Raw genomic sequence first — 16880 nt, 5'->3', positions numbered from 1 at the left:
AGTGACTGGCCGAGGAACGCTCGGCCAGTCTGTCCTGGCATCGGAAGGGTGAGACAATGAATTCTCAGCAAGACGAAGCGCCGCATGTCTTTCCTGAGGGCCGCAAACCTGGGGAGATGGTGTTTTGCATTTTGATCGTTGCATTAACAACGTTTTTGCTTCTGAACATCACGAGTGAAACGGCTTGGATCGCGGGTAAAAAGCTTGCTGCTCAGCCACGTTTTTGGCCTGCGCTATCTTTGGGGGGCGCGCTGTTCTTTGCTGCGCTGAACTGGTGGAGTAGAGCGGGAGTTTCTCGAAACCCCGGTCGCTGGCGCGAAACATTCACATGGATCCGGTCACTCGAGTTTATCGGCTACTACATGCTCTATGTCGCGAGCATTTCGGTTGTCGGTTATCTGCTCGCAACAATTCTGTTTTGTATCGGACTGACTCTGCGACTGGGTTACCGGCGCCAGGGAGTGCTGATTGCGACATGTTTCGCGCTCTTTGTTGTGTTGTTCTTCAAATCTGCTCTGAACGTGAAAATCCCCGGTGGTGCGATTTATGAACTGGCACCCGAGGGCATGCGTTACATCCTATTTAGGTACTTCTGATCATGGACTTGCTACTTTCCAGCTTTGAAATCATCGCCAGATGGGACGTTATTGCCGCGCTGCTCATCGGTGCAATCGGCGGTGTTGTTGTTGGCGGTCTCCCGGGGGTCGGCGCCGCCGTAGCCATTGCCATTGTGCTGCCCGCGACATTTGCCCTTGAACCCATCGTAGGGATCACGCTCTTGTTGGGTATCTATGGGTCTTCCATGTTTGGCGGTGCTATCCCCGCTATCTTGGTCAACACGCCAGGCACTCCGGTAAACGCGCTTACGACCTATGATGGGTATCCGATGACCAAGCGTGGCGAGGCGCGTCGTGCGTTGAGCCTTGCCTATTCTGCGTCGTTCTTTGGCGCAGTGTTTTCCATCGTCGCACTGATCCTGCTTGCGCCGGTTCTGGCAAAAGTTGCCCCTATGTTTGGCGCGCGAGAGATCTTTCTTGCGGCCTTCCTCGGCATCCTTTTGGTTGTGATTACCCACCGTGGTCAGGTGCTTGCCGCTGCAATGCTGGCGTGTTTGGGGATCTTTTTACAAACCATCGGCATTGAATCCACCGCCTACACCCAGCGCTACACCTTTGGGCAGGGCTGGTTGCAATCCGGCGTCGATTTGATCGTGGTGGTTCTGGGGCTCTTTGCCGTAAGCCAAGCACTGATCCTGTTCATGGAAAAGGACAAGGATATCAAGCTGCCTCATGTTGAGAAGGTCGGCTTTTTCACCCAGATGAAAGACTTGTGGATCTATCGCCGCATCGCTGCGGTGGGGTCTGCCTTTGGTGTGTTCTGCGGTATGATCCCTGGTGTGGGCGAGTTTATGTCCCAGTTCATGTCTTATTCTTATGCGCAGCGGACCTCCAAAACACCGGAGATGTTCGGCAAAGGAAATCCCGAAGGCATTGTAGCCTCGGAAGCGGCCAATAACTCTGTTCCAGCGGCGGCTATGATCCCGCTGTTGGCGCTGGGTATTCCCGGCGAAGAGCTGACAGCGATGATGTTGGCTGTATTCTATGTGCATAACGTTGTGCCAGGGCCGCAGCTGTTCTCTGGGTCGATGGACTTTATCATTGCACTTTATCTCTGCCTCTTGATCTTGAACGTGATTGTCGTGGCTTTCCTTTATTTCGCCACCGATACGTTGATGAAGGTCATGCTGATCCCGAACCGTTTCCTCGGCATGATGATCCTGACCTTCAGCTTGATCGGTGTGTACAGCCTGCGAAACTCGCTGACAGATGTCGCGATTGCATCAGGGTTCGGGGTGTTTGGCTTCATCCTAAAACGATTGGACTATCCAACCTCTCCAATCATTTTGGGCATCGTCTTGGGCAAGTTGATGGAGGATCGTTTCCGCACTGCGATGGCGCGGGTTCGTGAACCCTTTGATTTTATCGACCGTCCGATAGCTTTCGTTCTGTTCTGCATGATTGTGGTGGCGTTGTTGATCCATGGCTACACCATGTTCAAAGGAGCCAAAGCTAAGAAAACAGCAAAAAAGGAGCCGATCCATGAATGATCTGGTCCAACGTCGCCGTGACTTGCTCGGCCCGAATGTTTCAACCTTCTACAAAGATCCTGTTCACATCGTAAAAGGTGAGGGGGTCTGGCTGTGGGACAATGATGGACGCAAGTATCTTGATTGCTACAACAACGTGCCTCATGTGGGGCACTGCAATCCCAGGGTCGTCGAAGCGATTTATGAGCAAGCCAAAACGCTGAACACTCACACGCGCTACCTGCATGAAGGCATTCTGAACTATGTCGAGAAGCTGACTGCGACGTTTGATGAGGCGTTGGACACGGCCATCATGACCTGTACTGGGTCCGAGGCCAACGATATTGCTTTGCGTATGGCAGAGGGTATGACCGGCAAGCGTGGGATCATTGCGACGGATGCAACCTACCATGGCAATACCACACTGGTGTCGCATCTTTCCAAAAGCAATGCGCCCGAGGTGGGCTTTGGCCTTGGGGAATATCTGCGCCATGTAGAGGCCCCGGACAGCTATCGGATCGCGGATCCGGATGGCACCCGGTTTGCGGCCAAAGTGCAGGCGGCGATCGATGATCTGGAGGCCGCGGGCATCGGCTTTGCAGCGCTGATTGTCTGTCCGCTGTTCCTGAACGAAGGTTTCCCGGATCAGAAGGAAGGTTGGCTAAAGCCGACTGCAGATGCTGCGCGTAAAGCGGGTGGTTTATTGATCTGTGACGAGGTGCAATCTGGATTTGCGCGCTGTGGCAGCCACTTCTGGGCGCACCAGAAACAAGGCGTTGTTCCTGACATTGTGACCATGGGCAAGCCGATGGGCAATGGTCACCCGGTTGCCGGTCTGGTTACGCGCGCTGATATCATGGAAAGCTTCCGAAAGTCCTTCCGTTATTTCAATACGTTTGGTGGAAATCCCGTTTCAGTCGCCGCAGCCAATGCCGTGTTGGACGAGCTGAAGGATAAAGATCTACAAGCCAATGCTGCCAAGGTCGGCAAACTGGCCAAGGAACGTCTGCTGGAGATGGCAACAAAGTACGATTTCATCGGTGATGTGCGCGAAAGCGGCATGGTCTTCGGCGCGGAATTTGTGCTCGACAAGGAGACCAAAGAACCGGCCGTCGCTTTTGCGGATGTGATCATCAACAAGATGCGCGAACGTGGGATTATCCTGTCTAAATTGGGACGTCACAAGAACACCCTGAAAATCCGTCCACCGATGCCCTTTGGTGACGAGCATCTGGATCTTTTGATGACCACGCTGGACGAGGTTCTGGCGGAAACGCCGGTGACAGCGGGATGACGGAAGATTTTGATGTGGATCCGGTCGATAAGGCTCTGGCGCTTTGGGGGCTTCAGAATGCCAGCGCGCGCTTTGTCGCTGGGCGTGAAAACCGGGTTTACCGTGTAGAGGATGCATCAGGTACATATGCGTTGCGCCTGCGCCGGCCAGGGTATCGCGGCGCGGATGAGCTTGCGTCAGAGCTTCATTGGTTGTTTGCAATGGCCGATGCTGGACTGAACGTGCCCGAGCCGCAGAAATCCCTAACAGGTGCACTGATGGAACCCCTTGGTGAACGTCACGTCGACCTCCTGGAGTGGCTTTCTGGAAAACCTCTGGGGCAAAGCCGCGACCCCTTGGAGTTGGACGATTCCGTCGCGACATTCCGAGACCTTGGCCGGATGATGGCCAAGTTGCACAATGCTTGTGATGCCTGGCAGCGTCCCTCCTGGTTCAAAAGATGCCATTGGAACCTGGATGGATTTCTGGGGGAGGCGCCGCTTTGGGGTCGGTTCTGGGAGAACTCAACGCTTGATGTCGAAACGCGGACCTTGTTGGTTGAATTCCGTGAAAAGGCAACCGCGGACCTTGCGGCGGTACAAGAGGGGTTGGACTATGGTCTGGTTCACGGCGATCTTGTGCGGGAGAACGTGATGGTCGACGGAGACCAGCTGTCGATGATCGACTTCGACGATGGTGGCTTTGGGTTCCGGTTGTTTGATGTTGCCACAGCGCTGATCAAGAACCTCGGGGAGCCAAATTTCCCGGACCTACAAGCGGCACTGATCGGCGGATATCGGGAATACCGCCCCTTGGACGACCGGCATTTGCCGCTGTTCATGGGCCTTCGAGCAGTAACCTATGTCGGGTGGATCGTGCCGCGCATGGAGGAGGAGGGTTCTCCTGCGCGCAACATTCGCTTTATCAACACGGCGCGCGACCTCTGCGGCGCCTATCTGAACAAAACCGCCTAAGGCGACGGGGAGGACAACATGGCCAAGACCATTCTTGTGATTGGAACGTTTGATACCAAGGACGACGAACTCGAATACCTCATGGCGCGGATCAAGGCGCAGGGCGGTAATGTTCTGAGCATGGATGTGTCGGTACTGGGCGATCCAACCAATCCAACCGATATCTCAAAGCATGATGTCGTGGGCGCCGTAGGTGAAACCATTGATGGTCTGATCGCCTTGGGTGAAGAGGGCGAAGCCTTTGAGAAGATGAGTGCCGGCGCGGCTCTTGTGACTCGTCGCCTTTTTGATGAGGGCAAGTTTGACGGGATGATTTCCCTTGGTGGCACGATGGGCACGGATCTTGCACTGGATTGCGCCTCGGTATTGCCTATTGGCGTGCCAAAATACATCGTCTCGACCGTCGCGGGCTCTCCTCTTATTGCAGCAGACCGGATGGCGGCGGATGTTCAGTTCATCCTTTGGGCCGGCGGCCTTTATGGGCTAAATCCCCTGTGCAAGTCCTCGCTCAGCCAGGCAGCAGGCGCGGTTTTGGGAGCAGCAAAAGCTGTGGAACCCCCATCTTTTGACCGACCGATGATCGGCATGACCTCTTTGGGTTCGTCCTGTTTGAAGTATATGAAACCCCTTCATGCAGAGCTGACCAAACGGGGCTATGACATCGCCGTTTTCCATACGACCGGTATGGGTGGAATGGCGTTTGAACGACTGGCTGCTGAAGGCGCGTTTGCCTGCGTTATGGATTTTTCGCAGCAGGAACTCGTCAATGTTCTCCACGGCTCCGTTGTGAGTGCTGGCGCAGACAGGTTGACCGGGGCAGGCCGCAGCGGCACGCCACAACTGGTGGCACCGGGCGCATCCGACATCTTGGACCTGGCGGGATGGCAAGAGATCCCCGCACGTTTCACCGATCGAGGTTTTCATCAGCACAACCGGTTGATCAAGAACGTTGCTTTTAACGCTGAAGAACGGCGTGAAAACGCCGCAGCCATGGTTGAACGCTTAGCCGAAGCCACAGGTCCGACGCATTTCTTTGTCCTTGAACAAGGGGTTGAGGAATGGGACCGCGAGGGTCAGGCCGCACATGATCCCGAAGGGCTTGCGGCCTTCGTCGAAGAGGCCAAGATTAAGCTGGCTGAGAACGATGTCGCGCATGACACCTTGCAATGCCATATCAATGATCCCGAGTTTGTTGCGGCAGTGATGTCAAAATTTGATGCCTGGGTTGCGGATGGGATTGTGCCTGCCGGCAAGGTGTGAGCCATGACGCGATTTTCTGGACAGGTTGCTCTGATAACTGGCGCGGGCACTGGTATCGGGGCCGCGACCGCAGAGCGCCTGTCCCAGGAAGGTGCCCATGTTGTCCTGATGGGACGTAGGCAGGAACCATTGGAAAGTGTCGCCTCCAAAACGGGCGGCGTGGTTTTTGTGGGTGATGCAGCTGACAGGGTATCCGCTGAAGCGGCCGTCAAATTTGCAAAAGACCGGTTTGGTGGCTTAGACGTTGTGGTTGCCAACGCTGGTGGTCATGGATTTGGCAGCATTCTTGAAATCTCCGACGAGGAATGGAGGGCGTCAGGGTCGGCGAACCTGGATACCTCGATGTCCATTTTGCGCGCGGCCTTGCCTGAGTTGAAAGCAAGACGCGGTGCGATTTGTCTGACGGCATCCATCGCAAGCTTGGCGGCGCCAGCTGGTGCTTTTGGATACACGGTCATGAAGCATGCGCAGATCGGTTTGATGCGATCTGTCGCGCGTGACTTCGGAGGGAACGGTGTTCGGTGCAACGCCGTGTGTCCCGGTTGGGTCCGGACCGAGATGGCAGACGAAGAGATGCAGGAGCTGATGAAACGGCGCGGCTTTGCCTCAGTTGATGAGGCCTATGCGTTTGTCACCAAAGATGTGCCGATGAAACGCCCTGCCACGGCATCCGAGGTGGCTGCTGCCATCGCCTTTTTGTGTAGTGCTGATGCCGGTATCATCACCGGCGCTGTACTGACTGTGGATGGCGGATCAACCATCGTGGATGTTCCAACGCTTGCGTTTGAGTGAGGGCTCGTCGACGATCGGCTCAACCTTCGTCCAACAGCAGTAACAAGTCCAAGAGCTGTTCGTATTTTTCGCCACCCAGGCGTTCTTTGTAACGCGCGACGATCTGTGCAGCTTCGTCTGCATGTCGGTCTATGACGGCTTGGCCAACTGGTGTGATGGCAATGGACTGGCGACGGCGATCATTTTGGTCGGCCGTTTGTGTGATCAACCCCTTGGTCTTCATCGTCTGCGCGATCCGCGTCAGGCTGGGAAACAACAGGCTGGCACGGTCGGCCAGCGTCGAGGCGTCGGTAGGGCCGAACTCAGCCAACACCCTTAGCACACGCCACTGCTGCTCAGTTATGTCGCTGTCAGCAAGCATCTTGCGAATGGGTGCCATAATGTTTTCGCGGGCACGGATCAGGACGATCGGCAGTGAACGGGACGTCGACGGTAGCATGAAGTGTACTGCATTCCTTTCTTTTGTGTGCCTGTAAGCTATCTCCCTACAAAACACAAATTTACTTTACATCGCAAGTAAAGTGTTTTATTAACATCGCAACAGTTAACATCACAAGGATTCGAAATGCCGCACTTTAGCATCGAATACTCTGCTAATCTGGAGGGCGCGATTGATGTCGCGGGCCTGTGCGAAGCGATACGGAGCAGTGCGGCAGGGATCGATACATTCCCAACAGCTGGCATTCGCGTTCGAGCCACGCGTGTTGATCACTATGCGATTGCAAATGGCGATCCAAAACATGGGTTTATCGATATTTCGATCCGCCTCAGGGGGGGGCGTCCGTTAGACGTAAAACGGGATGCCACCCAACGTATCTTCGCTGCTGCCAACGAATTTGTCGCGCCTTACATGGCGCATCAGTCGCTCGCGCTCTCGCTTGAGATGCGGGACATCGATCCTGAGCTTTCCCCGAAAACCGGCACGATCCGAGACCATTTGGAGACCTGACATGAGCCAACTAGATACAAACATCGAGAAACTGAACGGCTATCTGGCGCGGTTCCGCGAGACGGGCATTTTGAATCGTGTCGCCGGAGAAGATGTACCCGGTTCGGCTGGGGTATATCAAAACACCACCCCCATCGATAAATCGGTTATTTGTGACGTGGCTCATGGGACTGCGGCAGATATCGACGCGGCTGCCAAGGCGGCGCACGCTGCTTTTGCGGAATGGCGCGATATGCCTGCTCTGGAACGCAAAAAGATCCTGATCAAAGTCGCTGAAGGCATTGAAGCTCGCGCCGAAGAGATTGCTTTGTGTGAATGCTATGACACAGGACAGACCCTGCGGTTCATGTCCAAAGCGGCGCTGCGTGGTGCTGAGAACTTCCGCTATTTCGCGGATCAGGTGGTTGAAGCGCGTGACGGTCAGCATCTGAAATCGCCGACGCTGATGAACATTACCACCCGCACGCCTATTGGCCCGGTTGGGGTAATCACCCCATGGAACACACCCTTTATGCTGTCGACCTGGAAAATCGCCCCTGCGCTGGCTGCAGGCTGCACAGTGGTCCACAAGCCTGCTGAAGCGTCGCCGCTGACGGCGCGTTTGTTGGTGGAAATCGCCGAGGAAGCCGGTCTGCCCAAAGGTGTTCTGAACACCGTAAACGGCTTTGGCGAAGACGCAGGCAAAGCGCTGACAGAGCATCCGTTGATCAAGGCGATTGCTTTTGTCGGCGAAAGCCGCACTGGGTCGATTATCACCAAACAGGGCGCGGATACGCTCAAGCGTATGCATCTGGAGTTGGGGGGTAAGAACCCTGTCATCGTTTTTGATGACGCGGATCTGGATCGCGCGCTGGATGCGGTGATCTTCATGATCTACTCGATCAATGGTGAACGTTGCACCTCATCCTCGCGCCTGCTGATCCAAGATACGATCAAGGACGCGTTCGAAGCCAAGCTGATCGAGCGTGTCAACAATATCAAAGTTGGCCACCCGCTGGACCCCGCAACCGAGATCGGCCCGATTGTCACGGAAGAGCACTTCAACAAGGTGACGTCCTATTTTGACATCGCCAAAGAAGATGGTGCCACCGTTGCCGCAGGTGGTGAGAAAGTCGGAGAGCAAGGGTATTTTGTACGACCGACACTTTTCACCAATGCAAACAACGATATGCGCATCGCTCGTGAGGAAATCTTTGGCCCGGTTTTGACGTCAATTCCGTTCAGCACCGAAGAGGAAGCGCTGTCGATCGCAAACGACACGGAGTACGGTCTGACCGGTTATATCTGGACCAAAGATCTGACGCGTGCTCTGCGGATGACCGACAAGATCGAGGCAGGCATGATCTGGGTGAACTCCGAAAATGTGCGCCACCTGCCAACACCCTTTGGCGGTGTCAAAGCCTCTGGCATTGGCCGCGATGGCGGTGACTGGAGCTTCGAATTCTACATGGAGCAGAAGCACGTCGGCTTTGCCCTTGGCGACCACAAGATCATGCGTCTGGGCGCTTAATCGGCCCCAGAGCGCATCAACTGTCGTGGGCACCTCTGATGTGTCCACGTCCTTGAAAATCGGGGAAACGCGCAAATTTCCACGATAGGAGGAGACGATGGGAGAACTTGTTCTCGCAGCAAAAATGACCCATGTGCCGACATTGCTAATGTCCGAGCAGGAGGGCCCCGTCAAAGGCAAGCGCCAACCCGCGATTGATGGTCACCGAGAGATCGCGCGCCGGGCCAGGGAGCTTGGCGCCACTACGGTGGTGATCTGCGACACCCATTGGGTTTTAAACGCTGGTTTCCACATCAACGCTAACGACAAGTTCGAAGGGTTGTTTACTTCAAACGAATTCCCGCAGTTCATCCAGAACTTGGAGTACAGCTACAAAGGCAACCCGGAACTGGGTGATGCCATCGCGCGGATCGCGTCCGAGAAGGGTGCCTATACGCTGGCGCATCATCTGGACAGTCTGGAGCTGGAATACGGGACGCTGGTGCCGATGCGCTTTATGAGCCGCGAGCACGGGATGAAGGTTATCTCGATCGGGGCATGGTGCACGGTTCATGATCATGACGAAAGCCGTATAGTGGGCGAAGCGATCCGCCAGGCTATTGAAGAGAGCGACGAAAAAGTCCTTCTCGTAGCCTCAGGTAGTCTGAGCCACAAGATCTGGGCCAACAAGGATTATGCCGCAAACAACGGCACCTTCACCATCAGCTCGGAATTCAACCGTCAGATGGACCTGCACGTCCTTGAAATGTGGAAGCGCGGCGATCACGCGACCTTCCTGAAAATGCTTGGCGATTATGCCAACTTCTGCTGTGGCGAAGGCTCAATGCACGACACCGCAATGCTTTATGGTGCCCTTGGGTGGGACACATACGACGCGCCCTGCGAAGTTGTGACCGAATACTTCCCATCCTCAGGCACTGGTCAGACCAACGTAATTTTCCCTGTTCGATAGGAGAGCCGAACATGCCAGTACCCGCGCCGAACCTTTATCCGGATTTCAATACCATCCGGTTGAGCCACGCTTGTTTGAACGTCAAAGATCTTGCGGCTTCCAAGAAGTTCTATACTGAAATTCTGGGTCTTCAGATCACGGACGAAACAGATACCCATGTCTATTTGCGTGCAATGGAAGAGCGCGGGCACCATTGTGTGATCCTGCAGAAATCGGACCAGCCGGGCACAGTTGAAGTCATGGGTTTCAAAACCTTTGACGAAGATGATCTGGACAAGGCGCAGGCTTTCTTTGAATCCAAAGGGCGCCCAACAGAGTGGGTGGAACGCCCCTTTCAGGGCCGCACACTGTTGACTTCAGACAATATGGGCATTCCTCTTGAGTTCTATCACAAAATGGATCGTCTGGAGCCGATACACCAGAAATACGCGCTGTATCGTGGTGTGAAACCTCTGCGCATCGACCACTTCAACTGCTTTTCTTCGAACGTTGATGAAAGCGTTGCCTTCTATTCCGAATTTGGTTTCCGCGTGACCGAATATACCGAAGATGAAGAGAGCAAGCGCCTGTGGGCCGCGTGGATGCACCGCAAAGGCGGCGTGCATGACATGGCCTTCACTAATGGCACCGGTCCGCGTATGCACCACGTGGCGTTCTGGGTTCCGACCCCGCTGAACATCATTGACCTGCTGGATCTGATGTCGACCTCTGGCTATGTCGACAACATTGAACGTGGCCCTGGGCGCCATGGTATTTCCAACGCCTTCTTCCTTTACATTCTGGATCCCGATGGGCACCGGATTGAGATTTACTGCTCTGATTACCAGACAGTTGATCCGGATCTGGAGCCGATCAAATGGGATCTCAAGGATCCACAGCGTCAGACCCTCTGGGGCGCGCCTGCACCCAAAAGCTGGTTTGAGCATGGCACCAAATTTGTTGGCGTTGAAACCAAAGAGTCTGACATCGCAGCCAGCCCAATCATCGCGCCGTAAGTGCGCAAGCGAGGGAATATGTTGAACCTAAAAGATCCGAGCCTGCTGCGTCAGGCTGCTCTGGTGGGGTCAGATTGGATTGAAGCCAGCCCGGAGACCGGGCTGGCTGTCACCAATCCGGCCACCGGCGAAGTAATCGGTTATGTGCCTAATCTTGGTGCTGATGAAACCCGTGTTGCGATCGAGGCTGCAGAGGCCGCGCGTCACGGTTGGGCCAAGCGCACTGCCAAAGAGCGTAGTCAGGTCCTGCGACGTTGGTTTGACTTGATGATGGCCAACCAGGAGGATCTGGGCGCGATTCTAACGGCTGAGCAGGGTAAACCACTGGCAGAAGCCAAGGGCGAGATAGCCTATGGTGCCAGCTTTATCGAGTGGTTCGCCGAAGAGGCGCGCCGAGCCTATGGTGATATCACGCCGGGCCATGCGCCAGACAAGCGGATTCTGTCGGTGAAACAAGCCATTGGTGTGGTGGCAGCCATCACGCCATGGAATTTTCCCAATGCCATGATCACCCGCAAGGCAGGCCCTGCATTTGCGGCAGGCTGTTCCATGGTTTTGAAACCGGCCACTCAGACACCGTTTTCCGCCATTGCTCCGGCGGTTCTGGCTGAACGGGCGGGGCTGCCGTCTGGGCTGTTTTCGGTGCTGACCGGGTCTTCGCGCGCCATTGGTGGTGAGATGACCGGCAATAAGATTGTTCAAAAGCTGACGTTTACCGGCTCCACTGAGGTGGGTGCCCTGCTTTATGCACAATGTGCGCCGACCATTAAGAAACTGGGTCTGGAACTGGGCGGCAATGCACCGTTTATCGTGTTTGACGATGCCGATCTGGATGCGGCCGTTGAAGGCGCCGTGATCGCCAAGTTCCGTAACAATGGCCAAACCTGTGTCTGTGCCAACCGGATCTATGTGCAGGCCGGTGTTTATGACGATTTTGCGGAAAAACTGGCAGCCAAAGTGGCTCAATTGCCGACCGGAAATGGGTTTGATGAGGGGATTATCTTTGGCCCTCTGATCGACCAGGCCGCTGTTTCCAAAGTGCAGGAGCATGTGGACGATGCGGTTGCAAAAGGCGCAACGGTTACGCTTGGCGGCAAACCCCATACGCTTGGTGGCACCTTCTATGAACCGACCATTGTGACGGGTGTTACCTCTGACATGGCGGTGGCGCAGGAAGAGACATTTGGCCCGCTGGCACCTCTGTTCAAATTTAACACCGAAGCTGAGGTTGTGGCTGCAGCCAACGACACTGACTTTGGCCTCGCTTCCTATTTCTATGCGCGCGATCACGCCCGAGTGTGGCGCGTGTCTGAGGCGCTGGACTATGGGATGGTTGGCGTCAACACCGGCTTGATCTCAACCGCCGAGGCGCCTTTTGGCGGTGTGAAGATGTCCGGCCTTGGGCGCGAAGGATCACGCTACGGTCTCGATGACTTTATGGAGGTGAAGTACATCTGCATGGGCGGGATCACGGAAGGCGAAGAGGTTTCCTAATGAATTGGGACGAGTTTTCAATCTGGGGTAAGAAGATTACTGAATGGGCAGCTGACTATCACAAGTCGGTGGCAGAGCGGTCGGTTCGTGCACAAACTTCTCCCGGTGCGATTGCGGCCCAATTGCCCAGTTCGCCCCCGGTCGGGGGCGAAGCGATGGAAGCGATCATGGGGGATTTTGAACGGATCGTTATGCCTGGCATAACGCATTGGCAGCACCCGCGTTTCTTTGCCTATTTCCCAGCCAATGCCGCACCGCCGTCGATGCTGGCTGAAATGTTGGTCACAACCATCGCTGCGCAATGTATGCTTTGGCAAACCTCCCCAGCAGCGACCGAGGTTGAAGGCGTCATGGTCGATTGGCTGCGCCAGGCACTGGACCTGCCGGAAGGCTACACCGGGGTTATTCAGGACAGCGCGTCGTCAGCAACCTTGTCTGCTGTCCTGACAATGCGTGAACGCGCAACGGGATTTACCGGCAACCGTGAAGGTTTGGCGACCAAAGGCAATATGCGCATCTATTGCTCGGATCAGGTGCACAGCTCGATTGACCGCGCCTGCTGGGTTGCGGGGATCGGTCAGGACAATCTGGTCAAACTGCCCACCCAAGGTCCACGCCATACAATCGACGTGGAGGCGCTACGCCGGTCCATCCGTTCCGATAGGGCCGCGGGTCACATTCCTGCTGGCATAATTGCGATCACAGGAGGCACCGGCATCGGTGCCTGCGATGACCTTGCTCCGGTTTTGGCGGTTGCGCAAGACGAAGATCTCTATACGCATTTGGACGCAGCATGGGCTGGGTCTGCAATGATCTGCCCAGAGTTTCATGCCGATTTCTGGGACGGGGTTGATGGGTTCGACAGTATTGTCTTTAACCCGCATAAATGGCTCGGCGCGCAGTTTGACTGCTCGGTCCAGTTCCTGCGCGATGCAGGCCCTCAGCTCAATACACTCAAGATTGAACCTGAGTACCTGAAAACAACAGGTACTGAGGTTACCAATTATTCCGAATGGACCATCCCTCTGGGGCGCAGGTTCCGGGCGCTGAAAATCTGGTTCCTGATCCGAGCCTATGGGCTGGACGGCTTGCGCAGCCGGATTCGAAATCATGTGACTTGGGCGGCTGAGATCTGCGAAGAAATTCGCGCAATGGACGGGTTTGAGATCGTGACTGAGCCGATCTTGTCCCTGTTTTCGTTTCGTTGCCCCGGCGACGATGCCACCCAGCAGAGGCTTGTTGACGCGCTGAATGACGATGGGCGCATCTACCTGACCCAAGGTGCCTTTAACGGGCAGAAAGTCATTCGCTTCCAAGTCGGACAATTCGACACCACCCGTAACGACGTGATGATGGCGGCCGACGTCATTCAGGACGTCTGGAGGAATCTAAAATGAAATATGCAACTTATACTTCCGGCGGAGAGACTTTCTTTGGCGCGGTGACCGATGCGGGTATGATCGCCTTGAGCAGCGACTTCCCCCAATGGCCGACGCTGTTGGACGTCGTCCAAGCTGGTGCGCTTGACCAGCTGGCCGAGGCGGCGGCAGACAAAGAAGTGACCCATACCGATTTCCAATATGAAATGGTGATGCCCAACGCCCCCCGCATTCTGTGCGTCGGGGTGAACTTCCCGGACCGGAATGCTGAGTATAAGGACGGTTCAGCTCAGCCCAAATACATGTCGCTTTTTCCACGTTTTGCGTCAGGCTTTACCGGGCATGAGCGCAATCTGGTTCGCCCGCCGGAAAATCACACGCTGGACTATGAAGGTGAAGTGGTCATCGTGATCGGCAAGGAAGGCCGTCGCATCAGCCAGGAAGACGCTTACGACCACATTGCTGCGTTGACGCTGTGTAATGAGGGCACCATTCGGGATTGGGTTCGCCACGCAAAGTTCAATGTGACCCAAGGCAAGAATTGGGACAGTTCTGGTGCAATCGGACCCTGGCTTGTGCCCTTTACCGATGCCAAACAACTGGACGATGCACGTATTGTTACGCGCGTGAATGGCGAAGTCCGCCAAGACGATGTTTTGTCGCGCATGATGTTCCCGATCCGCCGCGAGATTGAATATATCTCAACCTTCATGACGCTGAAGCCAGGCGACATGATTGTGACCGGCACCCCCACAGGCGCAGGCGCGCGCTTTGATCCGCCCAGATACCTGAAACCCGGTGATGTGGTCGAGATCGAAGTTGAGGGTATTGGTCTTCTGCGCAACGGTGTCGAGGATGAAGTTGTATGACCCCTGAAGATCATGCCGCCGCCGCCGCCGCGCTTTTGAAGGCCGAAGAAAGCCGTGTACAGATCGGTCTGCTCACACTTCAGCACCCCGAAATGGGGATGGATGATGCCTATGCGGTTCAAAACGCGATCTACCGCGCAAAACTTGCCGCTGGACAAAAGGTCATCGGGTGGAAAATCGGCCTGACGTCAAAAGCCATGCAATATGCGCTGAATATCGACATTCCTGACAGCGGAATATTGTTTGACGATATGGCGTTTGAAAATGGCGCGACGGTTCCTGCGGGGCGTTTTATCCAGCCCCGGATCGAGGCAGAGATTGCCTTTGTGCTGAAAGACGCGATTGGCGGAGAGAACGTCACCCGTGAAGATGTGATCGCCGCCACCGACTTTGTCGCGCCGTCGATCGAAATTCTGGACACCCGTATTGTGCGTCAGGACAAGGCTACAGGCCAAACGCGCAAAGTGTTTGACACCATCAGCGACAACGCGGCCAACGCCGGTATCGTTCTGGGTGCGCAAAAGCATAAGGTCGATGCTTTTGACCTGCGTTGGGTTGGCGCGCTGACGTTTCGCAACGGCGAAATCGAGGAAACCGGGCTGGGGGCAGGGGTTTTGAACGACCCCGTCGAAAGTGTAGTCTGGCTGGCGCGACGCATGGCAGCTTATGGTCAAAAGATCGAGCCTGGGCAGGTGATCTTGTCAGGCAGTTTTATCCGCCCGGTGGAATGTCCGAGCGGCACCCGTATTCACGCGGATTTCGGAGCTTTCGGCTCTGTTGACATCAATTTCGACTAAGGAACAGTTCTATGCCAGCACCTCATAACCCGTTTAAAGCCGCCTTGAATGCGGGCGAAATGCAACTGGGCTGCTGGCTTGGACTCGCCGACCCTTATGTGGCAGAAATCAGCGCCCATGCCGGCTTTGATTGGCTTCTGCTGGATGGCGAGCACGCGCCCAATGATCTGCGGTCGCTATTGGCGCAGGCGCAGGTTATCGCCGCATCAAACAGCCATGCTGTGGTGCGTCCGGTTATCGGGGAAACTTGGATGATCAAGCAGCTGCTGGATGCGGGCATTCAGTCGCTGTTGGTGCCTATGGTTGAAAGCGCAGAGCAGGCCCGTGAATTGGTCGCAGCCGTGACTTACCCACCGCATGGGGTACGTGGTGTCGGATCCGCACTTGCGCGGGCATCGCAGTTTTCGGGTATTCCGGACTACTTGCAAACTGCGCGAGAGGAAATTTGTCTGCTTGTTCAGGTCGAAAATCGCAAGGGGATGGCAGCCCTTGATGAAATCTTGGAAGTGGACGGGATCGACGGTGTCTTTATCGGACCATCTGATCTGGCTGCGGACATGGGACATATCGGCAAGGCTGGCCACCCCGACGTGAAAGCTGCAGTTCTTGATGCCCTCAAACGTATCAAGGCTGCAGGCAAGGCCCCCGGAATTCTGACCCTTGATCCCGAGATGCAGAAAGAATGTGCAGAGATTGGGGTCACATTCCTGGCGACAGATATTGACGTCACATTGTTTGCCAAGGCGATCCGTGGCAGTGCCGCGGCAGCAAAAGCTTTGCGCAAATAGGCAATTGCCCACAGGAAGGACAGGCATATGACCCAACCCATCTACGCCATCGGTGATATTCACGGTCAGCATGAGATGTTGAAAGCTGCTTTGGCCCGAATTGAAGCAGATGGTGGGCAGGATGCACGGGTTGTCTTTCTGGGAGACTATACTGATCGCGGCCCCGGAAGCCCCGAAGTTCTTGATTTGTTGATCGAGGGACGAGACCAGGGGCGTGACTGGCATTTCCTGCTTGGCAATCATGATCAGATGTTTGCCATGTTTATGGAGGACTATCCGCGCAATGATGCCCGGCTTTTGGTTGGGTACGATTGGCTTCACCCGCGTATCGGTGGCCGGTCGACATTGGCCTGCTATGGGATCGAGATAGAAGAGGGGGCCCGAACCTATGAGGTTCACGCGCGAGCCAAGGAAGCCATCCCAAAAGCTCATGTGGACTTCCTGAACCAGCTTAAACACTCGCACTGTGAAGAGGGGCTCTTGTTCGTTCACGCGGGCATTCGACCCGGTGTGGAATTGGTGGATCAGGACCCGGATGATCTTATTTGGATCCGCGATGAATTCTTGGAGGACACGCGCGACCATGGACGGTTGGTTGTTCATGGACACACGCATATTGATGCACCAACGCATTATGGCAATCGCATCAATTTGGACAGTGGCGCTGGATACGGGCATCCGCTGACGGCGGCCGTTTTCGAAGGGCAAGAATGCTCGATCTTAACCTCAGAGGGCAGAAAACGCCTTTTACCCGGATGAAAC

At 55.3% G+C, this 16880-nt stretch carries 17 protein-coding genes; 16 read left to right on the top strand and 1 reads right to left on the bottom strand.

Going from position 1 to position 16880, the window contains the following annotated elements:
* Positions 1-56: 56 nt before the first annotated feature.
* The 6 genes from GFB49_RS05090 to GFB49_RS05065 are packed head-to-tail and all read left to right on the top strand — an operon-like array spanning position 57 to position 6385.
* Positions 57-596 carry a tripartite tricarboxylate transporter TctB family protein gene (locus GFB49_RS05090; protein ID WP_153214727.1) on the top strand — a complete coding sequence of 180 codons (540 nt, stop codon included), beginning with the start codon at positions 57-59 and terminating at the stop codon, positions 594-596.
* Positions 597-598: 2 nt separating this feature from the next.
* Positions 599-2107 (top strand): tripartite tricarboxylate transporter permease, encoded by a 1509-nt coding sequence (locus tag GFB49_RS05085; RefSeq protein WP_153214726.1) that lies wholly within the window; start codon positions 599-601, stop codon positions 2105-2107.
* Positions 2100-3380, top strand: coding sequence for an aspartate aminotransferase family protein (locus tag GFB49_RS05080; RefSeq protein ID WP_153214725.1), 1281 nt, complete (start codon positions 2100-2102; stop codon positions 3378-3380). Before GFB49_RS05085 ends, GFB49_RS05080 begins: the two co-directional genes overlap by 8 nt.
* Positions 3377-4333 (top strand): phosphotransferase enzyme family protein, encoded by a 957-nt coding sequence (locus GFB49_RS05075; RefSeq protein WP_153214724.1) that lies wholly within the window; start codon positions 3377-3379, stop codon positions 4331-4333. The genes GFB49_RS05080 and GFB49_RS05075 overlap by 4 nt, the downstream gene beginning before the upstream one ends.
* A gap of 18 nt (positions 4334-4351) precedes the next feature.
* Positions 4352-5593 (top strand): Tm-1-like ATP-binding domain-containing protein, encoded by a 1242-nt coding sequence (locus GFB49_RS05070; protein WP_153214723.1) that lies wholly within the window; start codon positions 4352-4354, stop codon positions 5591-5593.
* A gap of 3 nt (positions 5594-5596) precedes the next feature.
* Positions 5597-6385 carry an SDR family NAD(P)-dependent oxidoreductase gene (locus tag GFB49_RS05065; protein ID WP_153214722.1) on the top strand — a complete coding sequence of 263 codons (789 nt, stop codon included), beginning with the start codon at positions 5597-5599 and terminating at the stop codon, positions 6383-6385.
* Between the two features lie 19 nt (positions 6386-6404).
* Here GFB49_RS05065 and hpaR read toward each other — a convergent pair whose 3' ends face one another.
* Positions 6405-6824, bottom strand: coding sequence for a homoprotocatechuate degradation operon regulator HpaR (gene hpaR, locus GFB49_RS05060; RefSeq protein WP_153214721.1), 420 nt, complete (start codon positions 6822-6824; stop codon positions 6405-6407).
* A gap of 126 nt (positions 6825-6950) precedes the next feature.
* On the opposite strand from hpaR, the gene GFB49_RS05055 reads away from it, so the two are divergent.
* The 10 genes from GFB49_RS05055 (at position 6951) to GFB49_RS05010 (ending at position 16877) form a co-directional block, all read left to right on the top strand.
* Positions 6951-7334 (top strand): 5-carboxymethyl-2-hydroxymuconate isomerase, encoded by a 384-nt coding sequence (locus tag GFB49_RS05055; protein WP_153214720.1) that lies wholly within the window; start codon positions 6951-6953, stop codon positions 7332-7334.
* A 1-nt stretch (position 7335) separates the two neighbouring features.
* A complete protein-coding gene (gene hpaE, locus GFB49_RS05050) occupies positions 7336-8844 on the top strand; it encodes a 5-carboxymethyl-2-hydroxymuconate semialdehyde dehydrogenase (protein ID WP_153214719.1) in 1509 nt (502 codons plus the stop codon).
* Between the two features lie 97 nt (positions 8845-8941).
* Positions 8942-9796, top strand: coding sequence for a 3,4-dihydroxyphenylacetate 2,3-dioxygenase (gene hpaD / locus GFB49_RS05045; RefSeq protein WP_153214718.1), 855 nt, complete (start codon positions 8942-8944; stop codon positions 9794-9796).
* 11 nt (positions 9797-9807) lie between these two features.
* Positions 9808-10791, top strand: coding sequence for a 3,4-dihydroxyphenylacetate 2,3-dioxygenase (gene hpaD, locus GFB49_RS05040; RefSeq protein ID WP_153214717.1), 984 nt, complete (start codon positions 9808-9810; stop codon positions 10789-10791).
* Positions 10792-10809: 18 nt separating this feature from the next.
* Positions 10810-12285: an NAD-dependent succinate-semialdehyde dehydrogenase gene (locus GFB49_RS05035; RefSeq protein WP_246149620.1), complete on the top strand. Its 1476-nt coding sequence runs from the start codon at positions 10810-10812 to the stop codon at positions 12283-12285.
* The gene (locus GFB49_RS05030) at positions 12285-13682 is read left to right on the top strand and encodes a pyridoxal phosphate-dependent decarboxylase family protein (protein ID WP_153214716.1); all 1398 of its coding nucleotides are present in this window, start codon (positions 12285-12287) and stop codon (positions 13680-13682) included. The genes GFB49_RS05035 and GFB49_RS05030 overlap by 1 nt, the downstream gene beginning before the upstream one ends.
* Positions 13679-14533: a fumarylacetoacetate hydrolase family protein gene (locus GFB49_RS05025; protein ID WP_153214715.1), complete on the top strand. Its 855-nt coding sequence runs from the start codon at positions 13679-13681 to the stop codon at positions 14531-14533. Before GFB49_RS05030 ends, GFB49_RS05025 begins: the two co-directional genes overlap by 4 nt.
* On the top strand, positions 14530-15330 hold the full coding sequence (hpaH, locus tag GFB49_RS05020; RefSeq protein ID WP_153214714.1) for a 2-oxo-hept-4-ene-1,7-dioate hydratase: 801 nt from the start codon (positions 14530-14532) through the stop codon (positions 15328-15330). Before GFB49_RS05025 ends, hpaH begins: the two co-directional genes overlap by 4 nt.
* 11 nt (positions 15331-15341) lie before the next feature.
* Positions 15342-16118, top strand: a complete 777-nt coding sequence (gene hpaI, locus GFB49_RS05015; protein WP_153214713.1) for a 4-hydroxy-2-oxoheptanedioate aldolase — start codon at positions 15342-15344, stop codon at positions 16116-16118.
* A 27-nt stretch (positions 16119-16145) separates the two neighbouring features.
* A complete protein-coding gene (locus GFB49_RS05010; protein WP_153214712.1) occupies positions 16146-16877 on the top strand; it encodes a metallophosphoesterase family protein in 732 nt (243 codons plus the stop codon).
* Positions 16878-16880: the final 3 nt, after the last annotated feature.

The organism is Tritonibacter litoralis, assembly GCF_009496005.1.
Classification (GTDB): domain Bacteria; phylum Pseudomonadota; class Alphaproteobacteria; order Rhodobacterales; family Rhodobacteraceae; genus Epibacterium; species Epibacterium litoralis.
Note: the sequence above shows the minus strand (reverse complement) of the source record. Positions and strands in the feature narration are given on the sequence as shown.